Origin of the sequence: Klebsiella sp. CN_Kp073 (assembly GCF_040065495.2) — a bacterium.
Classification (GTDB): domain Bacteria; phylum Pseudomonadota; class Gammaproteobacteria; order Enterobacterales; family Enterobacteriaceae; genus Klebsiella; species Klebsiella aerogenes.
The window spans coordinates 2,318,831-2,344,909 of record NZ_CM198051.1; the positions used below are offsets into that span (position 1 = coordinate 2,318,831).

Sequence of the window (26,079 nt, forward strand, 5' to 3'; positions counted from 1 at the left end):
TCAGCGCTTCTGCTTGTAAAAGGAATCAATTAATTCATCAATAAACTTCTGCGCCAGCATCTCTACAGCGCCGCTACGGGTAAGCATCGCCAGGCAGGCCAGGCGGTCCAGTTTACGTAGCACTGAGCGTTTAACCGACAGCGAAATAGCCTTTTTTTGATCCTTATTCAATACCACTTTACCTGATGGCATCGGCATTTTCAGGCCGCTATTGACACGGATCGCTTCTGCCATTCGCTCCATCATATCCTTAGTCAAGGAGCCACTGGCGACAAGTTGATAGGTATGGGCGGCTTTACTATATTTTATTTCCGCCTCATAGGTGTCCCGCAACGTTTTCAACGTTCTTGATAACGTTGGATCCGAACAATCCAGCTTTTCCAGCAGTTCCGCTGAGGATACCGGTTGCCCGTTGCCGAGAATAAGCGCCAGTTTAAAAATGCGCTCTTGTTTACTATTTAATCTCATCCTGAGACCATCGCATTATCCATAGTGGGTGTGTTGATTAATTTATCTAACCCTGGGCTAAAGCGTCAGGGGCGAAGTCACTAACAATGCCGTAGTAGGCTGCTCTGGCCAGAATTGCCGCAGCCCAGTTGCGATGGGTGGCCGGTTCGCACATTGTTCCCTGAGATTTAAACACTGCCTGGCTGGAGTTAAGGATCCGTAGCGCATCAGCGTGTTCGCCGGGGGTGACCATTAGCGCACGCTCAATAGTCAGTAACTGATTGGGATGGATGGCTGTTTTTCCGACCAGCCCGTGGGCCATATCCAGTTGCAATTCCCGCTCCATGATCTCCTGGCTGTCGATATGTTCGCAGACCGGTGCTGTCAGGGCAAAATGATAGGGAGAGAAAACGGATACCAGCATTTTGATAACGTATCCCATTGGCCCGTCATACAGCGTCAGATTACGCGAACGACGAAGCGAAATAACATTCATGAGATCGTTACCACCGATACGCAAGGCAATTATCCTGGCCCGACATGGATGGGCGCTGAGCTCTCCGGCAAGCTGGCGCATTTTCTCGCAATCAAACACCTCTTCGGTTTCCAGCGTTGGCATTATGCTCAAAGGCGTGCTGCCGATCGCGCGCCACCAGCCAGCCAATGAATGATGCGTAAATTTGGGAATGACCAGACCGTCAATGGCCGTTAAATCAAAGTTCTCAATTAGCAGTTTCGCCATGGATAGATGTCGTGGGCGAATAAATACCAGCGGCCAGTAATGATGCTCTTGCGTTGCTTTGGCACGGGCTAGCTGTATACAGAGGTTTTTGAGGTTTACCAGAGCATGTTTGATATCGCTTTCGTTGACCGAATCTTCAAGACAGATCACTAATGAGCGTAGCCCTTTAATTTTGCCGTCAATAATAGTGGAGGCAATATCGTGGCGAGTGGCGGGCATGTATAGGGTCGCTCCCAGATTCCATGCCGAGAGACGTGTTTTCATTAAAATACCTTCTTAATAATAGTGACGGCGCGGTATTGGCCAATTTCATCGCCAACTTCGCTTATATGAATACCTTTATCGCGGGCTAACGCCATCAGTAGCGCAACATCCGGATCGTTAATGGCGCGCACCAGAACATGATCGGGTACCCTGCGAAGCACCGCGCGCGTTGCTTCTGCGATGCCTGGTTTGATGCGGTTAAGATTGTCGACGGCATATCGTTCAGCGAGATGAAGCACTACCGCTTCGCTTTTGCGTCGAAGTCTGGCTTTCTGCGCTAAATCGGGTTTAATCTGCGCGGCAGAAACTAGCGTCTGTCGATAATTATCAACGGTATCAACTAGTAGTTGGCCGCATTCAAAATCAGCTAAATGATTGCATTGCACACAACCGTGAAAGCCGACCAGTGACCATAGTGAGCGAGAAATCAGACCCGATACCGGCGCCCCCATGATACCGAAGGGGATTAACCAGTCATCGTCAGACGCGGACAACCATGCGCAGCCGCAGGGGTCGGCTAACACCACCAGCTTTGGTTCGGCAGGGTAGCCTTTTCGGCCGTGAAGCGAACGCTGCAGCTGCGAGCGAATGGCGCCTTTACCGGTCCATCCGTCGACAAATACGATACCTTGCGTACCGTGACGATTTTCAATCCATTCAAGTGCGGCGCTATCAATACCGCGATCGCGAATAATGCTGATACCGTAGTGGAAGGACGTTTTACCCGCGTCGCGCAGCGCCCGCTGTAGCATCACCCCCAGCGGGACACCCGCACGCACCAAACTCACCAGGATGATAGGCGTATTGTTGAACTGCGCGATGAGCGTGTGACTGAGCTGCTGCACTTCGTTAGCCATACGTGGCGTTTCGCGCTGTAGGGCTTTGGCAAAAAGATTAAGATGCCACTGACTTGGCGCGGGCTCCTGGCTTAGCAAGTCGGAATAATGCGCTTTACCCGATTGAATCAAAGCCTCTTTTTCATCAACCGACGTCATGGCGATATTCACAGGATTGAGCAAAAAGCGGACGTCATTTTGCGCAAAAGCGCCGGAAAAGTGATGGAGCTTGTGCATATTAAGAACCTGCGAAAATGTGGTGATTGATAGCTGTGGCAAACTGGCTCTGCTGGGGGACGGCAAACCAATGGCAAAGTTGCAAAAAGCGATGGTCGCTAAGACTGTCGCCAAACCCGAGCACCGGGAACGTACCGCGCTGGGCCTGCAATTTATTTATTAGCCAACCGACGGCCAGCCCTTTATCGACAGGCTCCGGTATCCAGGCAACGTTATTGCCGTTGCGGTGAAGATAAAACCCCTGCAGCGTGAAACGCTGCGTCAGCCAGTCGGCAAAAGCGTAGAGCTCGGCGATTCTGGTGCTGTCGCGATGTTTCATCACCAGGTAAACGGGCACGTCGTCATACTCTTCGTTGATGCGCGCCCAGCCGTCGATACCTTGAATAGCCATCTGGGTAGTTATGTCGTGTTGCATGGCTTTAAGTCTGTCAGCATAGGGCGCCAGGATAGCTACCATATGATGTTGCCACTCGGTATCCGGTAGCCCTTCAGGCGTCATGATGACTGCGCCGTGGGTGGTTATAGCCCATGAACGAAATGGGATTTGCACCCGCGTCAACTCTTCGCTCCCTCTGGCGGTGACGGGGATCAGTTCGGCGTGTTCAAGCAACCAATCGACGAACATGGCCTGAGCTTCGTTCATATAGCTGCGCGGACGCATTTCCCTGTCCAGCGCGGCGCAACGAAAGGGGGCCGCAGAAAGTTCATTGACCATTTTTCGTCTGGTCTGAAATAGCGTATCGTCGAGATCGGAAAATACTACTGGCTTATTCATAAGATAAAATCTCCAGTCGCGAACAAAGCGACTCCAGCGCGTGGACCAGGTGGGGATCAACGCTTTTCGTAGGGGTCTCTATACATAAAATAATGCGATCGAAACGCTGGTGGGCGACGTTGTAGACAAAGTTTGGGATGCCCAGCCCGTAATTATCGTTAAATGACAACAGCGATTGGATCGCCATGCCAGGCGCAATCGGCGAGCGACTGGTCGCGCTGAACTTAACAGTGGCGCCTTGTTGCTCAAGGCGTTCGGCCAGCAAAAATGGTTCCCAGACAAACTCACCGCTGCCCAGTACCAGGATAGTCTCTCCTGTGGTTGCGTTGATCTCGATGCCAAGGTCTGCCGCGGGACGTATCATTCCCAGACGCCCCCACGTCTGGCGCCGGGAAAGAGCATACTCCCCACGCGAGGTGATATTGACGGCAGGCATGTCGGGAGGTGTAGCGTTGGACAGCGGATGCCATTCCCAACGTCCTTTAACTAACGCGATCTGGCTCACCGGCAGGTTACAACGCCTGGCGAAGGCATCGCCGCTCCAGTCGGTAAGCGTCACGGAGACAGCACTTTGCAAATGTGTCAGGTGCGGGTGTAACGCGGACACGAGATTGATGAAGGTATTGCCGGTCGTGGCTTCATCGTCGATGAGCACCAGAGTTTTAGCTTCCAGCACCCGTCGGCGCATCTCTCGATCGTGGGGGAGATAAATCAAATGGTCCGTGGCATGGCTGTGCGCTTCTTTAAATTCGCACAGTAGTTCCGCCTCTTGCGGATGACGCGTAGAGGTGAGATAGATTGCCCGGTCAACGCGTTTGCGGAGTTCGTCAAACACGCCAGCGCCGAGACCAACGGCAGTCTCAGCCATCCCGACGAACAACACCGGACCGGCGAGGTCGGCGGGGAAACTTACGGCAAGCCGCTGGTAAACTGCGCGCATGGTTGCGGGCGAAACAGGAATATGCCGACCTAAAACATGGCTGACAAAGAGAAACGCCCTTTTAGGGTTGCGCCGTTCAGCGATGTCGAACAGCGCATGAAGTTCGTTTTCCTCGCCGTGGTGAAACACGCGTAATTCGCCACTTGAGAGCTGACGGAGGTAGCAGTTTTCGTTTTTCATCATTTCACCTCCGCATTATGCGAAGGCGCAAGCGCATTATTGAGTTGCTGAGGATATAGACAGCTCTCTGTCATGACTCTGATGGTTGCAGGTGTGAATTGATGCGCTACGCGCCGCACAATGTCATCCGCCGTCAGTAAACCCAGCCGCTGCGCGGCGAACAACCCGGGCAAATTCACGCCGCTGTGGCGGGTATACCCAATACCACCGGAGGGGCGTAGATTAATCTCCAGTAAAAGCGGTTTGCCCTCTGTATTGTGACGAGTCTGTACGTTTACCAGGCCATCAGCATGCAGTGATTCGGCGCAGGTGCAGGCAAGTTCGATCGCCGCTCCTTTATTTTCCAGATACTGCAATGCACCTTCTTTTCGCCTGCCAATGGCTGTCAGTACTTTGCCATGACTAAGCAGCATGTCGACAGAGTATTCTGGACCTGGAAGCCAGGGCATGAGTACCAGTGGAGTAAACGTCTCACTGGTCTTAACGGCTTCAATATATTGTTCCGGGCGGATACGTCGCTGTTCCGGATGATTAATAATACCTGTAGAAAGCGCGTGCTCATCAAATAGCCAAAACCCCGCGCCATAAATGCCGGTAACGGGTTTCACACATAGGCGGCTGCCGGGGAAAGGCGAAGCTTTGAGTAGATATTCCAGCGTGTTGGCATCATTGACTCGTATGGATGGCACCACGGGAAGCCCACATGCTTGCATGGCTTTTGCAAAGTTGACTTTGTCATCGGCAATATCAAATGTGGACACCTGGCGGGCGCCCGTGGTGAGAGTCACGCCCAGCGCTTCAATCTGCCGTCGGTGCTGTTCGTACCAGCGGCACGCTTTGCCAACCTGAATTGCGGCAATGCCATACTCTTTTACTATTGATGAAATAAATGGCATCCGTGAATTGATGTCGGTGGGTTCACTTAATGAAAAATGTGCCGTTGATAATATTTCATGTCGGGGTTGACTGTGTGAGGCGTAGGTGGTTATAGGATGTTCGTTATTATTGATTGTGAAACCATTAATGCCGAAAATGATATCGCGTTGGGAGGATAGTCCCTCCATAATCCATATTTTTCTTTCCATTGATATTATTTCCACGCGTCCAGCGTTAAATTTAACTGGAGTCTAAAAGCGCTATGTTGGCATGTCAATCATAATATGAGGCGCTTTTTTGTTTTCGGAATGATTATTTATGAAATGAATGTGTTCATATCTCCGTAATGATTTTTAAAATAATTTATCATCGGCGAGTTTTTCTTTTTCTTAATTTTCTAAATTGCCTTGTGTCAGTTCTTTATCATGATATGATTTTTTTGAGTCTTTAACGCATATTGATTTGCTAAATGTATTTAATAGGGAAGAATAAATGGTCTCACTTACTAAAAATCAGACAATATCATTAAGCAAAGTATCTCCGGCATTATCGCAGCTGACTTTTGGTCTGGGCTGGGATCCTCTGCGGGCAAAGAAAAAAGGGCTATTCGGCGGGTTGTTCTCCGGTGGCGCAGGTTCTATCGACCTTGATGCAAGCTGCATTCTATTGAATAAGAATGGCAACGTGCTGGATACCATTTGGTTTGGCCAGCTGAAATCTCGCTGTGGCGCTGTCGTGCATAGCGGCGATAACTTAACGGGAGAAGGTGACGGTGATGATGAAGTCATTCGCGTTAATCTGGAGAAACTTTCCGCTAACGTGGAATATCTGGCCTTTACCGTCAATAGTTTTCGCGGCCAAACGTTTAACGAAGTTGAGAATGCCCATTGCCGCGTGCTCGATCAAAATAATCAGGAATTGGCCCGCTATCAGCTAACCGAGCAAGGTTCTCATACCGGCATTATTATTGCTTCATTAAGCCGCCAGAACGGCAGTTGGGATTTTACCGCCCATGGTCAAGCAGCTCAGGGGCGCACCATCGACGATATGAAAAGTGACGTATTACGCATTGTGGTGCGCTAATGAAACTATTACCCGGAGGAAATAGCGCGGTTCCTGTTGCTAACCTTAGTATCAAAATAAGCGCGGGCAGTAGTATTGATGTGTCGTCATTTCGTCTCTATGCCAATAATAAGGTAAGAGGCGATGCGGATATGTGTTTTTACGGCCAGCCGCGAAATGATGATAATACCATTGAGCTGAGTACTAATAATACCGCTACTGTATTTCAGGTAGCATTAGGGCTGCTGCAGGCGGATGTCCAGAAAGTGGTCTTTACCGCAACCTGCGATAATAACAGGACTATCGGTGAATTAGGCCATTTGACGATCGCGGTGGAGCATAACGGTACTACGCTGATTGAGTGTCAGGTCGATGTTCACGGTCGAAATGAAGCAGCGCTGATACTGGGCGAACTTTATCGGCGTAATGGCGAGTGGAAGTTTCGCTTTGTCGCACAGGGATTTACTGGCGGCCTAAAACCGCTCGCTGAATACTATGGCGTTGATATTGCCGATGAAGCCTTGCCTCCTGCAGATGAACCCGTGAAAGTGAACCTCAGTAAGGTCACTTTGACTAAAGAGAAACCGGCAATCAGCCTCGCTAAACGTGACGATTATGGTGAGATACGCGTAAATCTGAATTGGCATCGCCAAAGCTCGGCTGCAGGTTTATTTGGTTCATTATTAGGAGCAGGTGCCAGCAGCGTTGATCTGGATCTGGGCGCTTTTGTCGAATTAAAAAATGGCGATTTAAGCGTAGTACAAGCACTGGGTAATGCATTTGGGCGATATCAACAACCGCCTTTTATTCAGCTTCAGGGTGACGATCGCACGGGGGCGGTTAACGATGGAGAATGGATCTGGATCAATGGTAGTGAATGGCAAAAAATTAACCAGATATTAATCTATGCCTTCATTTATGAGGGGGTCGCCAGCTGGGATAAAACAGATGGTGTCGTCACGCTACATGTTCCCGGGCAGCCGCCAATCGAAACCCGACTGACCGAAGGCAATAATCGTCGAACAATGTGCGCTATTGCTCGCTTAGTCAATGATAACGGCGCCATAAAAGTAGAGCGTATAAATCAATATTTCACCGGCCATAAAGAGATGGATCGCGCATTCGGCTGGGGATTCCGCTGGCGAGCCGGTTCAAAATAAAGAAAACCAAGTGAGGGAACGATGGGATTATTCAATAAAGTAAAATCGACATTGAGCGCCAGCCGCGTAGAACTGGTCAAACAGGTTGGGCGATTTAAAAATAAGAAATTCATGCAAGGAACTGTTGCGGTATGTGCTCGTATTGCCGTTTCCAGTGATGGTGTTAGCGCCGAAGAAAAACAGAAAATGATGGGTTTTCTGCGCTCGTCGGAAGAAATGAAAGTTTTTGATACCAACGAAGTAATCGACTTTTTTAATAAATTGGTATCCAGCTTCGATTTCGATATGGAAATCGGCAAAGGTGAAACCATGAAATATATTCTGGCCTTAAAGGATCAGCCAGAAGCTGCGCAATTGGCTGTACGGGTAGGAATTGCGGTGGGTAAAAGCGATGGTAATTTCGACCCGGATGAACAGGCGGCAACCCGAGAAATAATCGCTGCGCTCGGTTTTAACGCTGAAGAGTTTGGTCTTTAACCACAGCACTTAAAGGTATTTCATGGTCTCCACTCATTTAGGTTTTCCCGTTGAAACGGTGAGCGTTTTTATTATTCTCGCCATTGGGGCGATCGTTATTGACCTCGTAATGCATCGTAACGATAGCGTCATATCGCTGAAAAGCGCGGCGTTATGGTCACTATTTTGGGTTGCGGTGGCGATGGTTTTTGCCGGGTTTCTACTGGTGCACCACGGCGCGGAAGTGGCTAGTTTATTTGTTACTGGTTACGCCTTAGAAAAAGTGCTTTCGGTCGATAATCTTTTCGTGATGATGGCGATCTTCTCCTGGTTTGGCATTCCGGAACGCTATCGCCACCGTGTCCTTTACTGGGGAGTGATCGGCGCGATTATTTTCCGCGCTATTTTTGTCGCCATTGGCACAGGACTATTAGCGCTGGGCCCGTATGTTGAAATAGTCTTTGCCTTAATTGTGCTTTGGACGGCCGTCATGATGTTAAAAAGCGGGGAGGAGAGCGATGAAATTGAAGATTACTCGCAGCATCTCGCTTACCGTCTTGTAAAACGTGTATTCCCTATCTGGCCAAAATTAGTGGGGCATGCTTTTTTACTTACCGCGAAAGAGGTCGAGCGTGAACGGGCGAAGCCGGAAAATAAAGATCTCATTATCAGCACCGGAAAGCGCGTCGCGTTATATGCAACGCCGCTGATGCTATGCGTGGCAGTAGTAGAACTCTCTGATGTGATGTTTGCTTTTGATTCCGTGCCGGCCATTATTGCAATAAGCCAGGAGCCGCTGATTGTCTATAGCGCGATGATGTTTGCCATCCTTGGCCTACGTACGCTTTATTTTGTATTGGAGGCACTCAAACATTATTTAGTGCATCTTGATAAAGCGGTCATCGTATTGCTTTTCTTTATTGCCTTTAAGCTTGGTCTGAACGCCACCGATCATCTTTGGCACCATGGCTATAGTATTTCGGCGACCGCCAGTCTGTATGTCGTTCTACTGGTGCTTATTGTTGGTATTGTCGCCAGTTTTGTCTTTCAGGATAAAAACGAGGAACAGCCAGGGGAGCATTAATTCCTCGCGCTGTCCTTATTCATGTTCACTTTAAAAAGGATTTAATATGAGCGTATCACTGTCAAAAGGCGGTAACGTTTCTCTTAGCAAAAGCGATCCGTCAATGAAAAACGTGCTGGTTGGATTAGGGTGGGATGTCCGCACTACCGACGGCCAGGATTTTGACCTCGATGCATCTGCCTTCCTGTTATCAGAGACGGGAAAGGTGCGCAGCGATAGCGATTTCATCTTCTACAACAACTTAAAATCGGCAGACGGTTCGGTCACCCACACCGGCGACAACCGCACCGGGGAAGGCGATGGCGATGATGAATCGCTAATCATCAAACTGGATATGATCCCGGCCAACGTCGCCAAAATCGTCTTCGTGGTTACCATTCACGATGCACAAATGCGTCGTCAGAGTTTTGGTCAGGTGTCAGGCGCTTTTATTCGCCTGGTCAACAACGATTCACAACTTGAAGTGGCCCGTTACGATTTGACGGAAGACGCTTCCAGCGAGACGGCAATGCTATTTGGTGAACTTTATCGCTATAACGGCGAGTGGAAATTCCGCGCCGTTGGGCAGGGATACGCTGGCGGATTATCCAGCGTCTGCGCCCAGTATGGCATTAATGCATCTTAAAAACCGAGCAGCCCGACCGTCCGTCGGGCCATACAGTAGTTTATAACAGGAGGTTTAAAATGGCTGTTTCCCTCGTTAAAGGCGGTAACGTATCACTCACTAAAGAAGCGCCGTCGATGAATATTGCGATGGTGGGATTGGGTTGGGATGCGCGAGTAACGGATGGGCAAGATTTCGATCTCGATGCATCGGTCTTTATGGTTGGCGAAGATGGCAAGGTGCTATCGGATGCGAATTTTATCTTCTTCAATAATAAGAAGAGTCCTTGCGGCGGCGTAGAACATCAGGGCGACAACCGCACCGGTGAAGGTGATGGCGATGATGAGCAGGTCAAAATCACGCTTTCCCAGGTGGCCGCTGAGGTCAAGAAGCTGGTTTTCTCCGTCACCATCTACGACGCAGAAACGCGGAAACAAAACTTTGGCATGGTGCAGAACAGCTATATGCGGGTGTATAACCACGATAATGGCCAGGAAATTGCGCGCTTTGATCTATCCGAAGATGCATCAACGGAAACGGCGATGATTTTTGGCGAGCTTTATCGTCACGGTGCGGAATGGAAATTTAAAGCGGTTGGTCAGGGATTTGCTGGCGGTCTTGCTGCGCTGGCTTCAGCACATGGCGTTAGCGTTTAATTCCTGGCAAGAATAAAACCTCCCGCTGGTGCGGGAGGTTGGTTTTATCAGGCTGCAACCACGCTGTCGATTGCCGCTTTGGCATCGGACTGTGCTTTGGCCGCAACTTCTGGACCATAGGCAATGCCTTCTGCAAACACGAAGTTCACGTCGGTGATACCGATGAAGCCAAGGAAGGTAGAGAGATACGGCGTGACCAGATCGGTTGGCGTATCTTTATGGATACCGCCGCGGCTGGTCAGAACCACTGCACGTTTGCCGGTAACCAGACCTTCAGGGCCTTTCTCGGTGTAACGGAAGGTGACGCCTGCACGGGCAACCAGGTCAAAATAGTTTTTCAGCTGAGTCGGGATGTTGAAGTTGTACATCGGCGCAGCGATAACAATCACATCGTTAGCTTTCAGTTCAGCAATCAGCTCATCGGAGAGCGCCAGCGCTTCCTGTTGACGCGCAGTCAGCTGAGCATCGCTCGGACGCAGCGCGCCAACCAGTTCACCATCCAGTACCGGAATCGGATTTGCCGCCAGATCGCGCACGGTGACCACGTCGCCCGGGTGTTTTTCGCGCCATTGTTCAACAAAATAGTCGGACAGCTGGCCAGATTGTGAGTACCCTGCAAGAATACTGGACTTCAGAACTAATACTTTGCTCATGGGTGTTTCCTTTTTAATGTGATTGACGGGACAATGCCCTGGTGCCTGGTGACACTGTATTCACAATCATGCCGTAGAGATAGCGCAATATATCGAATCCTATGTTCAGTTTTTTTGAACAAGGCATGAGTTCAACAGATGTGGTAATCTACAGCAATATTTCATAAGAGATTTTTCCGGCAGAGCACTGCCCGATAACGCTATGACAGAACAACAAAAAATTACTTTCTCGCAGCTTTATGCACGGCTTGATGACCTGATGCTGCGGGATAAATCGCGCTACAGCCGTCGCCTGCATGGCGTAAAGAAGGTTAAAAATCCTGATGCTCAGCAGGCCATTCTGCAGGAGATGACGCAGGAGATAGAACAAGCAGCAGGGAAAGTCCTGCTGCGAGAAGCCGCGCGTCCGACGATTACCTATCCGGAAAACCTGCCGGTTAGCCAGAAAAAACAAGAGATTCTCGAAGCGGTGCGCGATCACCAGGTGGTGATCGTCGCCGGTGAGACCGGTTCAGGTAAAACCACTCAGTTACCTAAAATCTGCATGGAGCTGGGGCGCGGCCTGAAAGGCCTGATTGGCCACACCCAGCCGCGTAGACTGGCGGCGCGAACCGTCGCTAACCGCATTGCTGAAGAGCTGCAGAGCGAGCCGGGCGGTTGTATCGGATATAAAGTCCGCTTCAGCGACCACGTCAGCGAAAACACCATGGTTAAGCTGATGACCGACGGTATCCTGCTGGCGGAAATCCAGCAGGATCGCCTGCTGATGCAGTATGACACTATCATTATCGATGAAGCGCATGAGCGCAGCCTGAACATTGATTTTCTGCTGGGCTATCTCAAAGAGCTGTTGCCACGGCGCCCGGACCTGAAAATTATCATCACTTCCGCCACCATCGATCCGGAACGATTTTCGCGCCATTTTAATCATGCGCCGATTATCGAAGTCTCCGGGCGGACTTATCCGGTTGAAGTGCGTTATCGTCCCATTGTTGAAGAGGCAGACGATACCGAACGCGATCAGCTGCAGGCGATTTTTGATGCCGTCGATGAACTGGGGCGCGAAGGCCCCGGCGATATCCTCATCTTTATGAGCGGCGAGCGGGAAATCCGCGATACCGCTGATGCATTGAATAAGCTCAATTTGCGTCATACCGAAGTGCTGCCGCTATATGCGCGTTTATCTAACAGCGAGCAAAACCGGGTTTTCCAGTCGCATAGCGGGCGACGCATTGTCCTGGCGACCAACGTTGCCGAAACGTCGCTGACTGTACCTGGAATTAAATACGTTATCGATCCGGGTACCGCGCGCATCAGTCGCTATAGCTATCGCACCAAAGTGCAGCGCCTGCCTATCGAGCCGGTATCACAGGCCTCCGCTAATCAGCGTAAAGGTCGCTGCGGGCGCGTATCGGAAGGTATCTGTATTCGTCTTTATTCGGAAGACGATTTCCTGTCGCGGCCGGAATTTACCGACCCGGAAATTCTGCGTACCAACCTGGCCTCGGTCATTCTGCAAATGACCGCCCTGGGGCTGGGCGATATCGCCGCGTTTCCGTTTGTCGAAGCGCCGGATAAGCGCAACATCCAGGATGGCGTGCGCCTGTTGGAAGAGCTCGGCGCCATCACTACCGATGAGCAGGCAACGGCTTATAGGCTAACCCCACTGGGCCGTCAGCTCAGCCAGCTACCGGTGGATCCGCGTCTGGCGCGGATGGTGCTGGAGGCACAGAAACATGGCTGCGTGCGTGAAGCGATGATCATCACTTCCGCGCTGTCGATTCAGGATCCGCGCGAGCGTCCCATGGACAAGCAGCAGGCGTCTGATGAGAAACATCGCCGTTTCCACGATAAAGAGTCTGATTTCCTTGCGTTTGTTAATTTGTGGAACTATCTCGGCGAACAGCAAAAGGCGCTCTCGTCGAATCAGTTCCGCCGCCAGTGCCGGGTGGATTTCCTCAACTATTTACGCGTGCGTGAATGGCAGGATATTTACACCCAGCTGCGCCAGGTCGTGAAAGAACTCGGCCTGCCTATCAACAGTGAGCCGGCGGAGTACCGGGAGATTCATACCGCGCTGCTGACCGGTTTATTGTCGCATATCGGGATGAAAGACTCCGATAAACAGGAGTACACCGGCGCCCGTAATGCGCGGTTCTCTATCTTCCCAGGTTCCGGTCTATTCAAGAAACCGCCGAAATGGACGATGGTTGCGGAACTGGTCGAGACCAGCCGCCTGTGGGGGCGTATTGCCGCCCGCATTGAGCCTGAGTGGGTTGAGCCGGTGGCGCAGCATCTGATCAAACGCTCCTATAGCGAACCGCACTGGGAGCGGTCGCAGGGTGCGGTGATGGCGACAGAAAAGGTGACCGTTTATGGCCTGCCGATCGTCGCCGCGCGTAAGGTGAACTATAGCCAGATTGACCCGGCGCTGTGCCGTGAGCTGTTTATCCGCCACGCGCTGGTAGAGGGCGACTGGCAGACGCGGCATGCTTTCTTCCGCGATAACCTGAAGCTGCGCGCTGAAATCGAAGAGCTGGAGCATAAGTCGCGTCGTCGCGACATCCTGGTGGATGACGAGACGATGTTCGAGTTTTACGACCAGCGCATTAGCCACGATGTCATCTCCGCTCGCCACTTTGATAAGTGGTGGAAGCAGGCCAGCCGCGAAACGCCAGACTTGCTCAATTTTGAAAAGAGCATGCTGATTAAAGAGGGGGCGGAGCAGGTCAGTAAACTGGACTACCCGAACTTCTGGCATCAGGGCAATCTTAAACTGCGTCTCAGCTATCAGTTTGAGCCCGGTGCCGATGCCGATGGCGTAACGGTGCATATCCCTCTGCCGCTGCTCAATCAGGTGGAGGAAGCCGGGTTTGAATGGCAGATCCCCGGCCTGCGTCGCGAGCTGGTCATTGCGTTAATCAAATCTCTACCGAAACCGGTACGACGGAATTTTGTCCCGGCGCCAAACTATGCGGAGGCTTTTTTAGGCCGCGCGACGCCGCTGGCGTTGCCGTTACTGGATTCGCTGGAGCGTGAGCTGCGTAAAATGACCGGCGTGACTATCGACCGCGAGTCCTGGCAGTGGGATCAGGTGCCCGATCACCTGAAAATCACTTTCCGGGTGGTGGATGACAAAAATAAGAAACTGCAGGAAGGGCGCTCTTTGCAGGCGTTGAAGGACGCGCTGAAAGGCAAAGTTCAGGAGACGCTATCAGCGGTGGCCGACGACGGTATTGAACAAAGTGGGCTGCATATCTGGAGTTTCGGCACGCTGGCGGAGAGTTACGAACAGAAGCGCGGTAATTATAAGGTGAAAGCCTGGCCGGCGCTGGTGGACGAGCGTGACAGCGTAGCCATCAAACTGTTTGATAATCCACAGGAACAGCAGCAGGCGATGTGGCGTGGTTTACGCCGTTTACTGTTGCTCAATATTCCGTCGCCGATTAAGTATCTGCACGAGAAACTGCCAAACAAAGCCAAGCTGGGACTCTATTTCAACCCTTATGGCAAGGTGCTGGATTTGATTGACGACTGCATCTCCTGCGGCGTTGACAAGCTTATCGATGAAGCCGGCGGCCCGGTATGGACTGAAGAGGGCTTTAGTAAATTGCACGATAAAGTGCGCGCCGAACTGAACGACACGGTGGTCGATATCGCGAAGCAGGTCGAGCAGATCCTGACGGCGGTATTTAACATCAATAAGCGTCTGAAAGGGCGGGTAGATATGACGATGGCCCTGGGGCTGTCGGATATTAAAGCGCAGATGACAGGTCTGGTTTATCGCGGCTTTGTGACCGGCAACGGTTTCCGCCGTCTCGGCGATACGTTGCGTTATCTGCAGGCAATTGAAAAGCGTCTTGAGAAGCTGGCAATCGATCCACACCGTGACCGCGCCCAGATGCTGAAAGTCGAGAGCGTGCAACAGGCGTGGCAGCAGTGGTTGAATAAGCTGCCGCCGAATCGCCGTGATGATGACGACGTACAGGAGATCCGCTGGATGATCGAAGAGCTGCGCGTCAGCTTCTTTGCTCAGCAGTTGGGTACTCCGTATCCGATCTCGGACAAACGCGTATTGCAGGCGATGGAGCAAATTACGCCGTAGTTTGGCCGGTTGTCCCCGGTGGCGTTGCGCTTACCGGGGCTACTGGTCAGGTGCCCACGTTTAAGCGTTTACCCACGCCAGAGTAAAGCCGTCCCAGCCTTTATTACCCACGGTCTGCAGCGCCGTTGCCGTCAACCGTGGCTCGGCGCCCATCATCTCAATGAACTGACGCACGCCCTGAACGCGCTCGTCGGCGCTCTGTGAGTTGACCACTTCGCCGTCGCGTACCACGTTATCGCCAATAATTAAGGTTCCTGGGCGGGAATAACGTAGCGCCCAGCGCAGATAATGGGGATTATTCGGCTTATCGGCATCGATGAAGATCAGGTCGAAAGCGGGACATTCGCCAAGCGCCTCCAGGGACTGTAGCGCCGGTCCCTCCCGCAGCGTGACCAGATGGTCAACCCCCGCCAACTGCAGATTCTCCCGCGCTACCTGGGCATGATGCGCGTCGGCCTCCAGCGTGAGTAGTTGGCCGTCGGCAGGAAGCTCGCGCGCCATCCAGATGGTGCTATAGCCGCCGAGAGTGCCGATCTCCAGTATTCGCTTAGCTTGGGTAAGCCGTACCAGCAGGGCGAGAAACTGACCCTGATTGGCGGCGACATCGTGTGCCGGCAACCCGGAACGATGGTTGTTTTCGAGTACCCGATCGAGCACAGCATCGCCGGGAATTAAGGCCTCAATCAAATAATTGTCTACTGCCGACCACTGTTGTTGCATATGACGCTTCCCCATTCAGCTCCCTGATGAGTCAGACCAGCCGCCTCCCAGCGCCCGGTACAAATCAATCTGCGCCAGCAGAAGATTATTTTTCACCTGCACCACGCTTAATTGAGTGGAGAACAACGTTCTTTGCGCATCCAACACGTCCAGATAAGAAGAGTAGCCGTTACGATAGCGGTTCTGCGCGATACGCAACGTCTCTGCGGCGACCGATTCCTGCTCCTGGAGCTCGGTTAACTGTTCCCCGTAGCGGCTGATGGCATCCAGGCTATCGTTCACCTCTTTGAACGCGCCGCGTACCGTTTTCTCATACCCGTACAGCGCCTGATTGCGCTGGGCCATCGAGACATCAACCTGCGCATTTAGCGCCTGGCGGTTGAGTAACGGCGCCAGAATGCTGCCGCCGATGCTCCAGAGCCGCAGCGGATTATCGAGCAGTTCCGGCAGCGTCCGGTCCTGCAGGCTGCCGGTGGCGGTCAGGTTAATCGATGGCAGCAACTGCGCTTGCGACGAGGCAAGGGTGGCATCGGCGGCCACCAGCTGTCGTTGAGCCTGTACAATGTCAGGACGGCGGCTCATTAGCGATGATGGCAGCTGCGAGGGCAGCCGTAGTGGGGTAAGTTGCGCGAATTCATTGCGTTTCACCGCACCGGGATTGTCGCCCAACAGCACGCTCAGGGCGTTCTCCTGCTGGGCAATTTGATGTTGCAACGGCGGGATCTGCGCCCGCGTGGAGCGTAGCTCTGAATCCGCCTGCATGAGCTCCAGGCGCGAGGTATAGCCGGTTTCATACTGCCGTTTAGCCAGATTCCACGCATCTTCTCGCGATTTCAGCGTTTGGCGGGTGACCCGCAACTGCTCGTCTAATGACAACAAGGTGACGTAGCCGACGGCGACCGATGTCGCCACGGTCAGATTAGCCGCGGCGGCAGCGGCTTTCTGCGCTTCAAGGCTGGCCTCGGCGGCGCTGGCGGCGCTGCGGTTGGCTCCCCATATATCGACGTCATAGCTGGCGGTCAGGCCCCCTTTGTACAGCGTGCTGTGAATGGGCAGGCCGGTCGCGGCGGACTGTGCGCGAGCGCGGGTACCGGTCAGGCTGGCATCAAGCGAGGGGAATATGCTGCTATTAGCAGCGTAGGCACGCGCCTGATACTCGTTAACCTGCTCACGGGCGATCAGGACGTCGCTGTTGCAGCGCAACGCCCGATCGACATGCTGATTAAGGGCGCTGTCGTGGAAATTACGCCACCACACGCCTTCTACCGGGCTGGATGGACCCACATCGGCCCGCCAGGCGGCAGGGATCGCCAGCTTGGGCTCCGCGCGTGGTACATCGGCAGACTGACAACCGACCAGCGCCAGCGCCACGGCAAGGGTTAACGGGCGGATCATTGTTTATTCTCCGCGCGGGTATCAATCGTCACCTGCACCGACATACCCGGACGCAGGCGGTGGCTGTTTTTCTGTCCCTCATCGACCGCGATACGGACAGGGATCCGCTGGGCGATTTTGACAAAGTTGCCGGTCGCGTTATCCGGCGAGATCGCGCTGAATTCGACGCCGGTCGCAGGCGAAATACTTTGTACCTTGCCGTGGAAGGTTTCGCTATTCAGCGCATCGACCGAGAAGGTAACCGGCTGGCCGACGCGCACCTCGGCGAGCTGCGTCTCTTTCAGGTTGGCGATAACCCAGTGCTGAGGCGGTACCAACGAGGTCAAATGCGTCCCCGCGCTGACATAAGCGCCAAGGCGTACGGAGATTTGCCCCAGTTGCCCGGTCGTCGGGGCGATAATCCGCGTATTTTGCAGGTCGATTTCGGTAAGCTCGAGCGCTGCTTTGGCGCTGGCTACATCGGCCTCCAGAGAATCGCGATTGACGATAGTGGACTGCAGATCCTGGCGCGACATCTCCAGCGTGGCTTTCGCCTGTTCGATATCGGCAGCGCCTTGAGCCGCGCTGGCCCGCGCGGAATCGCGTTCGCGAATGGATAACGACCCGTCCGCGGTAAGCTCCTGGACGCGTTTTAAATCGGCCTGGGTTTTCTGATTCTGCGCGCGGGCGTTTTGCAAGGCGGCCTCGTTTTTGGCGATCGTCGCTTCGGCGCTTTTCCGCTGCTGCTGGTTGTTTTTCAGCGCCGCCTGTTTCATCGCCAACGTCGCCTGCGCCTGGTGTACCCGCTGCTTATAGATACGATCGTCAATCTGGAACAGTACCTGTCCCGGCTGAACGGTATCAAAATCTTTGACGTTCACCGCGGTGATATACCCGTTAACCTGTGGGCTGATAAACGTCGTCTGACCGCGCACATAAGCGTTATCGGTAAACTGACTATGCCGGGTGAAAGGGGGCAACTGCCAGGCGTAAAGAATAACCAATACGCCGACGATGCCGATCGCCGCGGCGGTAAAAATAGACACCACGCGGATGTTGTTTCGGGTATTGGCCTGTTGCCTGGCCGCGTCCTGCTGACTCATAACCACTCCAGAGTAAAAATTATCTTATTATTTGTTGCCGGTTGCGCGTTTTAACGCGATACGGGCGGTGATTCGCAATCTGATTAAGCGCCAGAAAATCCACACCAGCGTTGCGGCAGAGATCGCCGCCGTCAGGAGATAAGTGTCATTGTAGGCGAGAATATTGGCCTGTAGCGTCGAGGCGTTTTGCAGCAACGTGGTAGCCTGCACGTTCAATAGCGTGCTGTCGCCAATTTGGCTTTGATACATCTGGCTGTACTGCTGCAGTCGCTCGGCGATCAACGGGTTCAGCGTGGTTATCTGATCGGCCAACTGGCTGGAATGAAATTTTTCGCGCCAGGTCTGAAAGGTACCGAGGATAGCTGAGCCGAGCAGGCCGCCGATATTTTGGCTCATGCCAAACAGTACCGAGAAGCTGACCAGATTGCGCTGGTCGGCAATCACCCCGCCAATTCCCGCCAGCATGGCCGGCGCGAGGAAGAAGGCGCTGCCGAAACCAAGTAAAAACTGGCTGAACATTAACTGTTCCGGACGGGTCAGGGCAGTGGACTGACTATCAAGCAATGAGGCAATCATGATCAACGCCAGCGCGGTCGCGGTGGGCCAGTAAAGGCGCTGCGGGTTAAGCGTCAGACAACTGGCGACGATACCGCAGACGATACCGGCGAAAATCGACCACGCCAGGTTAGTCATCTGCTCGTTTTGCAAGCCGACGTACTGCAGCCAGCCGATGACCCCGGTATTCTGTTCCGCCAGTACGATACGAATCAGCAGCATAATCAGCCCCAGACGAATGATACTTCCGCTGGAAAGCCATTTGGTGTTAAGCAGCGGATTCGTTCGATTATGTTCAAAGGCGATAGCCGAAACGATCAGCACCACCGCCCCCGCCAGCGACCAGCCAAGCCACGGCGCCTCAAACCACCAGTCCAGACGGCCCAGCGACAGCACCGCGCAGACTAAAGCCATGCCGGGAGCCAGCAGGAAGAAGGTAATAAAATCCTTCTTCTCAAACACCTTTTTGCGGTCGCTTGGCGGCAGTTTCAGCGCGATGACGCAGGCCAGCGACACCAGCGCCAGCCCGAGCTCAAAGAAGTAGAGCCCGCGCCATTCGTCAATCTGCAGCAGTTCGGTCGAGAACAGACGCGCCAGCGGGATTGCCAGCGACGATCCGGTGATCCCAATGGTCAACGCCTTTAGACGGTGGCGCGCCGGCCAGGCCTGCACCTGATAGTAAATCCCCAGAGAACTCAGCGCCGCGGCCACCATGCCGTGCGCCGCGCGCACCATCATTGCCGAGCTGAGGTCGTTGACGAACAGGTGGAAGAAAGTGACCAGTACATACAGTACCAGGAAGCCTTCAGTAAAGGCGCGCAGGCCAAACTGCTGGCGAAATTTCACCAGCAGCAGGTTGATGGAAACGTTAGTCATAACGTAGACCGCCGGCAGCCACGCAATTTCCGTCGACCAGGCGGCAAAAGTGCCCTGCAGCAGCTGCAGGTTGGCGGTAACGACGGCATTACCCAGCGCACCGGTCAGACACACCAGCAGCCCGACGATGCCGTAAGCGACGCGTTTCGGCGTACTGTGAATCGGCGTCGAGGGCGAGCCGAGCATCGCCGGTTTTTCATGCGGCGCCCAGTCGTGGGGCACATAGGGATTAGCATCGCGACGAGGCATTATTTCTTTTCCACCTCGTGCAGCAGCTTTTCCAGTACCCGGTGGGTTTGCTCACGCTCTTCCGCAGTGATGGCGGTGAGGATCTCCTCGCGCAGGTCGTCGGCGACCGCTTTCACCTGATGGAAAAGCGCCATCCCTTTTGCAGTGGCGACCAGCAGACGCTTACGTTTATCGCTGTCAGGCTTAACGCGCTCCACCAGTTCAAGTTCGACCAGGCGGTTAATGAGCGGGACGATGGTGGCGCTTTCAACACCGAGCTCCTGCGCCAGTTCGCTTTGCGAGAGGGGCTGCTCGTTGCGGGCAATGGCTGACACCGCCACCCATGACGCCTGGCTCATGCCAAGATTTTTCAACCGCCGGTTAACTGCCAGCCGCCAGTGATGCGCGGTTAAGTATAAGAGATGGGAAAAGTTAAGCTGTCGGTTATCCATGTTCCGCCTGCAAATTCATTAGAGCTCTAATGATTTTAGGCGCGGCGATTTACCGATTTCAAGTCACGAAGATAAAAATAGGTTAACGCAATGTGCGTTTTTTGTGGAAAAGGCCGGCTGACACGTGGAGAAAAAAATAAAAAACCCGGGCGAGCCCGGGTTGAACATCTGGATTACTCGGAATTAGCCCGGGTAGATGCCGCGATCTTTACGCGCCAGCAGGATGCGCTCACAGGCGACGATATAGGCCGCGGTACGCAGAGAACAGGCTTTCTCGGCGGCTTTATCGCAGACATGAACGATAGCATCGGTCATGATGCGGTCCATCTTGGCGTTGATCTCTTCTTCACTCCAGAAGAAGCTCGCCATATCCTGAACCCATTCGAAGTAGCTGACGGTCACGCCGCCGGCGTTACAGATAACGTCCGGAACCACGATTACTCCGCGGTCGGCGAGCACGTCGTCGGCGTCCGGATAGGTCGGGCCGTTGGCGCCTTCGAGGATCAGCTTACAGCTGATTTTTTCCGCGCGCTCACGGGTGATTTGGCCTTCCAGCGCTGCCGGGATCAGGATATCCATCTCGGTGGTCCAGAAATCTTCTTTAGCGATTTCACGCGCGCCCGGGAAGCCGGCGATCTTCTTGTTCTCGGCCTGCCATGCGGTCAGCGCCTGCATGTCGATGCCGCCTTCGTTGAACAGGGTCGCGGTGTGATCCTGGATCACGACAATACGCGCGCCAACGTCGGCGAACAGACGAGCGGCTTCGCTGCCGACGTTACCAAAACCTTGCAGCGCGACTTTCGCGCCTTCGATTTCGATACCGTTACGACGAGCCACTTCACGACCGGTGACGAAGACGCCGCGGCCGGTAGCTTTTTCACGCCCCAGCGAACCGCCGAGATGAATCGGCTTACCGGTAACCACGCCGGTGATAGTGGTGCCGTGGTTCATGGAGTAGGTGTCCATCATCCACGCCATCACTTTACCGTTGGTGCCTACGTCCGGCGCCGGAATATCTTTCTGTGGTCCAATGATAATGCCGATTTCGCTGGTATAGCGACGGGTCAGACGTTCCAGCTCGCCTTCAGACAGTGAGAACGGGTCGACGCGGATGCCGCCTTTGGCTCCGCCGTAAGGAATATTGACCGCGGCGCACTTGATGGTCATCCAGGCAGAAAGCGCCATTACCTCGTTAAGATCGACATCCGGATGGTAGCGAACACCACCTTTACCCGGTCCACGCGATAGATTGTGCTGTACGCGATAGCCTTCGAAATGGCGGATGGTGCCATCATCCATCTGCACTGGAATATCAACGATCAGCGCGCGTTTCGGGTGGCGCAGGGTTTCCACCCAGTAGGCGAGGTCGCCCAGATACGGCGCGACGCGGTCGATCTGGCGCAGGTAAGTGGTCCATGGAGATGTACTACTTTCAGATGCGTAAGATAACTTTTCCATAAGAGTCCTGTATCTCAATGTTATTTGTGTCGTGTAAAACCGTGGAATAGGTACAGCAGTAAAATCTGTGTGATGAATGTTATCACCAATTTTATAAACCAGTATTTGACGGCTATTCCGAATTTTACATTTTTGTTAGTTTTTTGGGGTTGTATTTGAATAAATAAGCACACTCTGGCGCCTGCATGTCATGCATTAATATGCATATTTTATGCAGATAAGTGAATACTGAAATAATTTTTTCATATTTTTCATTATCTTGATGATCCTCTAAAAGTGAATAAAATGATTCGTGGTTGTATTGACTTTGTTGCGCGTCAGGGCCCAGCATTAGCTCACGCAATACACAAGGTATTAACCGTGAATTAACATATACCCATACAAATAAAATGGCTTAATTCAGTTGTGGTGAAAATATTTGTCATCGCAGCGGGACGTGTGCGCCCTGAAAACGGCTAAAGGGAAATTGTTAAATTCGACTATTCACGATTGGCCAATTTATGCCGCCGATCCTCGTTCCGGAGAATTGTTATGTCAGGCAGTATCACTCGCGAAGATTTTGATGCTTATATGGTTCCGTGTTTCGCTCCCGCGCCGTTTATCCCGGTGAAAGCGGCGGGCTCCCGCGTCTGGGACCAGCAGGGTAAAGAGTACATTGACGTGGCTGGCGGCATTGCGGTTAACGCGCTGGGTCATGCGAATCCGGCGCTGGCTAACGCGCTGAAAGCGCAGCTGGATAAGCTGTGGCACATCGGCAACGGCTATACCAACGAACCGGTGCTGCAGCTGGCGAAAACCCTGGTGGAGTCGACCTTCGCCGATAAAATTTTCTTCTGTAACTCCGGCGCTGAAGCCAACGAAGCCGCGCTGAAGCTGGCGCGCAAGTATGCGCACGACAAATTCGGCGCCGACAAGAGCGAAATCATCGCCTTCAAGAACTCTTTCCATGGGCGCACTCTGTTTACCGTCACCGTGGGAGGACAGCCGAAGTATTCCAGCGACTATGCGCCATTACCGCAGGACATCACCCATCTGCCGTATAACAACATCGACGCGGTGAAAGCGGCGTTCTCTTCCCGCACCTGCGCGGTCATCGTCGAACCGATTATCGGCGAAGGCGGCGTCATGCCGGCGGATCCGCAATTCCTGCAGGCGCTGCGCGACCTGTGCGATGAGCATGAAGCAACGCTGATTTTTGATGAAGTGCAGACCGGCGCCGGGCGTACGGGCCAACTGTATGCTTACCAGCATTACAACGTGGTTCCGGATATTCTCACCAGCGCGAAAGGGCTGGGCGGCGGCTTCCCAATTGGCGCGATGCTGGCGAAAGAGGCCTGGGCGCAGGTGTTCCAGCCCGGTACTCACGGCACGACTTTCGGCGGCAACCCGCTGGCGGCGACCGTCGCTAATAGCGTGCTGGCGCAAATGGATAGCGCGCTGCTGGCGGGCGTGGGCGAACGCCATACCCTTATCGTCGATAAACTCAATGCGCTGAACGCCAAATATGATGTCTTTAGCGCCGTGCGTGGGATGGGGCTGCTGATTGGCGCCGAACTGGCAAGCCATCTGCGCGGCAAAGCCAAAGCGCTGACCAATCTGGCGGCGGAAGAGGGGCTGATCGCGCTGATAGCCGGGCCGGACGTACTGCGTTTCGCCCCGGCGCTCAATATTCCCCTGGCGGATATTGATGAAGCCTTCGTGCGCCTTGAGCGCGCCGTCGCCCGCTTAACCAGCTAATCCGGGAGACGGCCTATGATGTTATTTCGTCCCGTACGGGAAAACGACCTTGATGATATTGTCCGCCTGGCCTCCCGGGCGGGCGTGGGAATGACATCGCTGCCCAATGATGCCGTGCGCCTCGCCGCACGGATCAAACGTAGCGTAGAAACCTTTGCCGGCAAGCTGACGCGCGGCGAACAGGGGTTTCTGTTTGTTCTGGAAGATACCGAACTGAGCCGGGTTGTCGGCGTCAGCGCCATTGAGGTCGCGGTGGGGCTCGACGAACCGTTCTACAATTTTCGTATTCAAAAGACGGTACGGGCATCTAAAGAGCTTGGGGTATACAAGCATCAGGAATTGCTCAATTTAAGCTACGACCATACCGGCCATAGCGAACTCTGTACCCTGTTTCTGGACCCGGAGTACCAGAAGAACCGCAACGGCCTGCTGCTCTCCAAAGCGCGGTTTGTCTTTATTGCCGCGTTCCGCGAGTGGTTTTCGCCTCATCTGTTTGCCGAGCTGCGCGGGCGCAGCGACGAGCAGGGTAATTCGCCATTCTGGGATGCGTTGGGGCACCACTTTTTCGACATTCCTTTCGCCGATGCCGATCGCCTCACCGGTACAGGGATGAAAACCTTTATCGCCGAACTGATGCCGGCTTACCCGATTTACATCTCGCTGCTGCCGGATGATGCCCGCGAGGTGATAGGCCAGGTTCATGCTAACACCGCGCCGGCGCGGGCTATTCTCGAAAAAGAAGGGTTTAGCTGGCGCGGGTCCGTCGACATCTTCGATGCCGGCCCGGTACTGGAAGCTGAAACCGATAATATTCGCGCTATCAGAGAGAGCTATTCGCTGCCGGCGCTGCAACTCATGACGCCGCAGGCGACGCCAACCATCGTCGCCAACGGACAGTTTGATAATTTCCGCGCGGTGCTCATCGCGCAAGAAACGCCGGGAGCGCTCGATCAGCAGGCGCTGGACGCCCTGCAGGTCAATGCCACCGACCGGGTTCACGCGGTGACACTCAATCCAGAGGAAAACAGATCATGGCGGTAAACGCACAGTTTATAGCAGGTAAGTGGCAGCAGGGCGCAGGCGCGCCGTTAACTAAGCTGGCGCCGGAAGACCAGTCCGTTTTATGGCAGGCGCAAAGTGCGGGCGCGGCCGACGTGCAGGCCGCCTGCGCCGCCGCGCGCGAGGCGTTTTATGGCTGGTCGCATCGTCCATTAAGCGAACGCATTGCCGTGGTTCAGCGTTTCGCGGCGCTGCTGGAAGAGAATAAAGAGGCACTGGCGACATTAATTTCCCGTGAAACCAGCAAGCCGCTGTGGGAAACCCGCACTGAAGTACAGGCGATGATCGGCAAAGCCGGGATTTCCATTGATGCCTACGCCGAACGCACCGGTTATCGCGAGTCCGCTATGCCGGATGGCAAAGCGCTGCTGCGCCATAAGCCGCACGGCGTGATGGCGGTGTTTGGCCCTTACAACTTCCCGGGGCATCTGCCGAACGGCCATATTATCCCGGCGCTGATCGCCGGTAACACCGTGGTATTTAAACCGAGCGAATTGACGCCGGCGACCGCGGAACTCACCGTTCAGCTATGGCAGCAGGCTGGGATCCCGGATGGGGTGCTAAACCTGGTGCAGGGGGCGAAAGATACCGGCCAGGCGCTGCTGGAAAATCGCGATATCGACGGCGTGCTGTTTACCGGTAGCGCCGCCGCTGGCTTCCACTTCCACCGTTACCTCGGCGGTCAGCCGGAGAAAATGTTGGCGCTTGAAATGGGCGGCAATAACTCGCTGATCGTGGCCGACGTTACCGATAGCGTTGCGGCGCTGAACGTGATTATTCAATCGGCCTTTATCTCCGCCGGGCAGCGCTGCACCTGCGCGCGTCGTTTACTGGTACCGCGCGGCGAACAGGGCGATGCGCTAGTCGAACAACTGATTGATGCCAGTCGGCAGATCCGCGCCGGTAAATGGGACGCCGAACCGCAGCCGTTTATGGGCGGGGTGATTTCGCAAAGCGCGGCGCAGGGCATGCTGGCGGCGCAGGCGAAGCTGGAAGCGCTGGGCGGCAAAGTGCTGCTGCGCATGAGCAAGCCGGACCCTCACTCTACCGTGTTAACGCCGGGGATTATCGACGTTACCGGGATTACGGTACCGGATGAAGAGTACTTCGGCCCGCTGCTTACCGTGATTCGATACGACCGGTTCGATGAGGCGATCGCGATTGCCAATAACACCCGCTACGGTCTGGCGGTCGGGCTTATTTCCGCCGACCCGGCGCTGTTCGACAAGCTGGCCGACGAAGCGCGCGCCGGGATCGTTAACTGGAACAAACCGCTCACCGGGGCCTCCAGCAAAGCGCCATTCGGCGGTGTCGGCGCCTCCGGCAACCATCGCGCCTCGGCGTGGTATGCCGCCGATTATTGCGCCTGGCCGATGGCTTCTCTGGTCAGCGAAACGCTGACGCTTCCGGCGACGACGTCGCCAGGTCTGCCATTCTGAT

Annotated in this window: 23 protein-coding genes; 10 read left to right on the top strand and 13 right to left on the bottom strand. The window is 54.0% G+C overall.

What is annotated here, in order from left to right; all coding sequences use genetic code 11:
• The 6 genes from ABLV66_RS11145 to ABLV66_RS11170 are packed head-to-tail and all read right to left on the bottom strand — an operon-like array spanning position 1 to position 5,506.
• Positions 1-468 (bottom strand): HTH domain-containing protein, encoded by a 468-nt coding sequence (locus ABLV66_RS11145; protein WP_047048882.1) that lies wholly within the window; start codon positions 466-468, stop codon positions 1-3.
• Between the two features lie 46 nt (positions 469-514).
• Positions 515-1,453: an HpcH/HpaI aldolase/citrate lyase family protein gene (locus tag ABLV66_RS11150; RefSeq protein ID WP_063416082.1), complete on the bottom strand. Its 939-nt coding sequence runs from the start codon at positions 1,451-1,453 to the stop codon at positions 515-517.
• Positions 1,453-2,526 (bottom strand): cysteine protease StiP family protein, encoded by a 1,074-nt coding sequence (locus ABLV66_RS11155; protein ID WP_315710702.1) that lies wholly within the window; start codon positions 2,524-2,526, stop codon positions 1,453-1,455. Before ABLV66_RS11155 ends, ABLV66_RS11150 begins: the two co-directional genes overlap by 1 nt.
• Before the next feature lies 1 nt (position 2,527).
• On the bottom strand, positions 2,528-3,301 hold the full coding sequence (locus ABLV66_RS11160; RefSeq protein ID WP_045393878.1) for an HAD family hydrolase: 774 nt from the start codon (positions 3,299-3,301) through the stop codon (positions 2,528-2,530).
• Complete coding sequence (locus ABLV66_RS11165) at positions 3,294-4,424, bottom strand: phosphoribosyltransferase domain-containing protein (protein WP_226473728.1); 1,131 nt, start codon at positions 4,422-4,424, stop codon at positions 3,294-3,296. Before ABLV66_RS11165 ends, ABLV66_RS11160 begins: the two co-directional genes overlap by 8 nt.
• The gene (locus ABLV66_RS11170; RefSeq protein WP_063416080.1) at positions 4,421-5,506 is read right to left on the bottom strand and encodes an ATP-grasp domain-containing protein; all 1,086 of its coding nucleotides are present in this window, start codon (positions 5,504-5,506) and stop codon (positions 4,421-4,423) included. Before ABLV66_RS11170 ends, ABLV66_RS11165 begins: the two co-directional genes overlap by 4 nt.
• A gap of 283 nt (positions 5,507-5,789) precedes the next feature.
• Here ABLV66_RS11170 and ABLV66_RS11175 point away from each other — a divergent pair, with 283 nt between their 5' ends.
• From ABLV66_RS11175 to ABLV66_RS11200, 6 genes are read left to right on the top strand one after another with little or no spacing between them, the layout of a single operon-like run.
• On the top strand, positions 5,790-6,380 hold the full coding sequence (locus tag ABLV66_RS11175) for a TerD family protein (protein ID WP_045393882.1): 591 nt from the start codon (positions 5,790-5,792) through the stop codon (positions 6,378-6,380).
• A complete protein-coding gene (locus ABLV66_RS11180) occupies positions 6,380-7,519 on the top strand; it encodes a TerD family protein (protein ID WP_348876715.1) in 1,140 nt (379 codons plus the stop codon). Before ABLV66_RS11175 ends, ABLV66_RS11180 begins: the two co-directional genes overlap by 1 nt.
• A 21-nt stretch (positions 7,520-7,540) precedes the next feature.
• Complete coding sequence (locus ABLV66_RS11185) at positions 7,541-7,996, top strand: tellurite resistance TerB family protein (RefSeq protein WP_045393888.1); 456 nt, start codon at positions 7,541-7,543, stop codon at positions 7,994-7,996.
• Between the two features lie 22 nt (positions 7,997-8,018).
• Positions 8,019-9,059, top strand: coding sequence for a TerC/Alx family metal homeostasis membrane protein (locus ABLV66_RS11190; RefSeq protein WP_063416078.1), 1,041 nt, complete (start codon positions 8,019-8,021; stop codon positions 9,057-9,059).
• Between the two features lie 46 nt (positions 9,060-9,105).
• Positions 9,106-9,684, top strand: coding sequence for a TerD family protein (locus ABLV66_RS11195; protein ID WP_348876714.1), 579 nt, complete (start codon positions 9,106-9,108; stop codon positions 9,682-9,684).
• A 59-nt stretch (positions 9,685-9,743) separates the two neighbouring features.
• Positions 9,744-10,319, top strand: coding sequence for a TerD family protein (locus tag ABLV66_RS11200; RefSeq protein WP_047048861.1), 576 nt, complete (start codon positions 9,744-9,746; stop codon positions 10,317-10,319).
• Positions 10,320-10,366: 47 nt separating this feature from the next.
• Here ABLV66_RS11200 and azoR read toward each other — a convergent pair whose 3' ends face one another.
• Positions 10,367-10,972, bottom strand: coding sequence for an FMN-dependent NADH-azoreductase (gene azoR, locus ABLV66_RS11205; RefSeq protein WP_045393899.1), 606 nt, complete (start codon positions 10,970-10,972; stop codon positions 10,367-10,369).
• 259 nt (positions 10,973-11,231) lie between these two features.
• Here azoR and hrpA point away from each other — a divergent pair, with 259 nt between their 5' ends.
• Complete coding sequence (hrpA, locus tag ABLV66_RS11210) at positions 11,232-15,077, top strand: ATP-dependent RNA helicase HrpA (protein WP_266098915.1); 3,846 nt, start codon at positions 11,232-11,234, stop codon at positions 15,075-15,077.
• Between the two features lie 60 nt (positions 15,078-15,137).
• On the opposite strand, the gene ABLV66_RS11215 is transcribed toward hrpA, so the two are convergent.
• The 6 genes from ABLV66_RS11215 to ABLV66_RS11240 form a co-directional block, all read right to left on the bottom strand.
• Positions 15,138-15,812: an O-methyltransferase gene (locus ABLV66_RS11215; protein WP_074165417.1), complete on the bottom strand. Its 675-nt coding sequence runs from the start codon at positions 15,810-15,812 to the stop codon at positions 15,138-15,140.
• Positions 15,813-17,192, bottom strand: a complete 1,380-nt coding sequence (locus tag ABLV66_RS11220) for an efflux transporter outer membrane subunit (protein ID WP_348876713.1) — start codon at positions 17,190-17,192, stop codon at positions 15,813-15,815.
• A complete protein-coding gene (locus ABLV66_RS11225; protein WP_348876712.1) occupies positions 17,189-18,274 on the bottom strand; it encodes an HlyD family secretion protein in 1,086 nt (361 codons plus the stop codon). Before ABLV66_RS11225 ends, ABLV66_RS11220 begins: the two co-directional genes overlap by 4 nt.
• Before the next feature lie 27 nt (positions 18,275-18,301).
• Positions 18,302-19,954 carry an MFS transporter gene (locus tag ABLV66_RS11230; protein ID WP_045393910.1) on the bottom strand — a complete coding sequence of 551 codons (1,653 nt, stop codon included), beginning with the start codon at positions 19,952-19,954 and terminating at the stop codon, positions 18,302-18,304.
• Positions 19,954-20,385 carry a MarR family winged helix-turn-helix transcriptional regulator gene (locus ABLV66_RS11235; protein WP_045382685.1) on the bottom strand — a complete coding sequence of 144 codons (432 nt, stop codon included), beginning with the start codon at positions 20,383-20,385 and terminating at the stop codon, positions 19,954-19,956. Before ABLV66_RS11235 ends, ABLV66_RS11230 begins: the two co-directional genes overlap by 1 nt.
• A gap of 183 nt (positions 20,386-20,568) precedes the next feature.
• Positions 20,569-21,843, bottom strand: coding sequence for a Glu/Leu/Phe/Val family dehydrogenase (locus tag ABLV66_RS11240; RefSeq protein ID WP_015366353.1), 1,275 nt, complete (start codon positions 21,841-21,843; stop codon positions 20,569-20,571).
• 531 nt (positions 21,844-22,374) lie between these two features.
• Between ABLV66_RS11240 and ABLV66_RS11245 the strand changes: the two genes are divergently transcribed.
• The 3 genes from ABLV66_RS11245 to astD are packed head-to-tail and all read left to right on the top strand — an operon-like array spanning position 22,375 to position 26,078.
• Positions 22,375-23,580 (top strand): bifunctional succinylornithine transaminase/acetylornithine transaminase, encoded by a 1,206-nt coding sequence (locus ABLV66_RS11245; protein WP_063416071.1) that lies wholly within the window; start codon positions 22,375-22,377, stop codon positions 23,578-23,580.
• An 18-nt stretch (positions 23,581-23,598) separates the two neighbouring features.
• A complete protein-coding gene (gene astA / locus ABLV66_RS11250; protein ID WP_161801935.1) occupies positions 23,599-24,621 on the top strand; it encodes an arginine N-succinyltransferase in 1,023 nt (340 codons plus the stop codon).
• Entirely contained in the window at positions 24,612-26,078 is a 1,467-nt protein-coding gene (gene astD, locus ABLV66_RS11255; protein ID WP_348876711.1) for a succinylglutamate-semialdehyde dehydrogenase, read from the top strand. The genes astA and astD overlap by 10 nt, the downstream gene beginning before the upstream one ends.
• The last annotated feature ends 1 nt before the right edge of the window (position 26,079 follow it).

Bases quoted from the DNA above. Each gene is read 5' to 3' on its own strand.
- ABLV66_RS11145 (WP_047048882.1), bottom strand. From the start codon at position 468: ATGAGATTAAATAGTAAACAAGAGCGCATTTTTAAACTGGCGCTTATT.
- ABLV66_RS11150 (WP_063416082.1), bottom strand. From the start codon at position 1,453: ATGAAAACACGTCTCTCGGCATGGAATCTGGGAGCGACCCTATACATG.
- ABLV66_RS11155 (WP_315710702.1), bottom strand. From the start codon at position 2,526: ATGCACAAGCTCCATCACTTTTCCGGCGCTTTTGCGCAAAATGACGTC.
- ABLV66_RS11160 (WP_045393878.1), bottom strand. From the start codon at position 3,301: ATGAATAAGCCAGTAGTATTTTCCGATCTCGACGATACGCTATTTCAG.
- ABLV66_RS11165 (WP_226473728.1), bottom strand. From the start codon at position 4,424: ATGATGAAAAACGAAAACTGCTACCTCCGTCAGCTCTCAAGTGGCGAA.
- ABLV66_RS11170 (WP_063416080.1), bottom strand. From the start codon at position 5,506: ATGGAAAGAAAAATATGGATTATGGAGGGACTATCCTCCCAACGCGAT.
- ABLV66_RS11175 (WP_045393882.1), top strand. From the start codon at position 5,790: ATGGTCTCACTTACTAAAAATCAGACAATATCATTAAGCAAAGTATCT.
- ABLV66_RS11180 (WP_348876715.1), top strand. From the start codon at position 6,380: ATGAAACTATTACCCGGAGGAAATAGCGCGGTTCCTGTTGCTAACCTT.
- ABLV66_RS11185 (WP_045393888.1), top strand. From the start codon at position 7,541: ATGGGATTATTCAATAAAGTAAAATCGACATTGAGCGCCAGCCGCGTA.
- ABLV66_RS11190 (WP_063416078.1), top strand. From the start codon at position 8,019: ATGGTCTCCACTCATTTAGGTTTTCCCGTTGAAACGGTGAGCGTTTTT.
- ABLV66_RS11195 (WP_348876714.1), top strand. From the start codon at position 9,106: ATGAGCGTATCACTGTCAAAAGGCGGTAACGTTTCTCTTAGCAAAAGC.
- ABLV66_RS11200 (WP_047048861.1), top strand. From the start codon at position 9,744: ATGGCTGTTTCCCTCGTTAAAGGCGGTAACGTATCACTCACTAAAGAA.
- azoR (WP_045393899.1), bottom strand. From the start codon at position 10,972: ATGAGCAAAGTATTAGTTCTGAAGTCCAGTATTCTTGCAGGGTACTCA.
- hrpA (WP_266098915.1), top strand. From the start codon at position 11,232: ATGCTGCGGGATAAATCGCGCTACAGCCGTCGCCTGCATGGCGTAAAG.
- ABLV66_RS11215 (WP_074165417.1), bottom strand. From the start codon at position 15,812: ATGGGGAAGCGTCATATGCAACAACAGTGGTCGGCAGTAGACAATTAT.
- ABLV66_RS11220 (WP_348876713.1), bottom strand. From the start codon at position 17,192: ATGATCCGCCCGTTAACCCTTGCCGTGGCGCTGGCGCTGGTCGGTTGT.
- ABLV66_RS11225 (WP_348876712.1), bottom strand. From the start codon at position 18,274: ATGAGTCAGCAGGACGCGGCCAGGCAACAGGCCAATACCCGAAACAAC.
- ABLV66_RS11230 (WP_045393910.1), bottom strand. From the start codon at position 19,954: ATGCCTCGTCGCGATGCTAATCCCTATGTGCCCCACGACTGGGCGCCG.
- ABLV66_RS11235 (WP_045382685.1), bottom strand. From the start codon at position 20,385: ATGGATAACCGACAGCTTAACTTTTCCCATCTCTTATACTTAACCGCG.
- ABLV66_RS11240 (WP_015366353.1), bottom strand. From the start codon at position 21,843: ATGGAAAAGTTATCTTACGCATCTGAAAGTAGTACATCTCCATGGACC.
- ABLV66_RS11245 (WP_063416071.1), top strand. From the start codon at position 22,375: ATGTCAGGCAGTATCACTCGCGAAGATTTTGATGCTTATATGGTTCCG.
- astA (WP_161801935.1), top strand. From the start codon at position 23,599: ATGTTATTTCGTCCCGTACGGGAAAACGACCTTGATGATATTGTCCGC.
- astD (WP_348876711.1), top strand. From the start codon at position 24,612: ATGGCGGTAAACGCACAGTTTATAGCAGGTAAGTGGCAGCAGGGCGCA.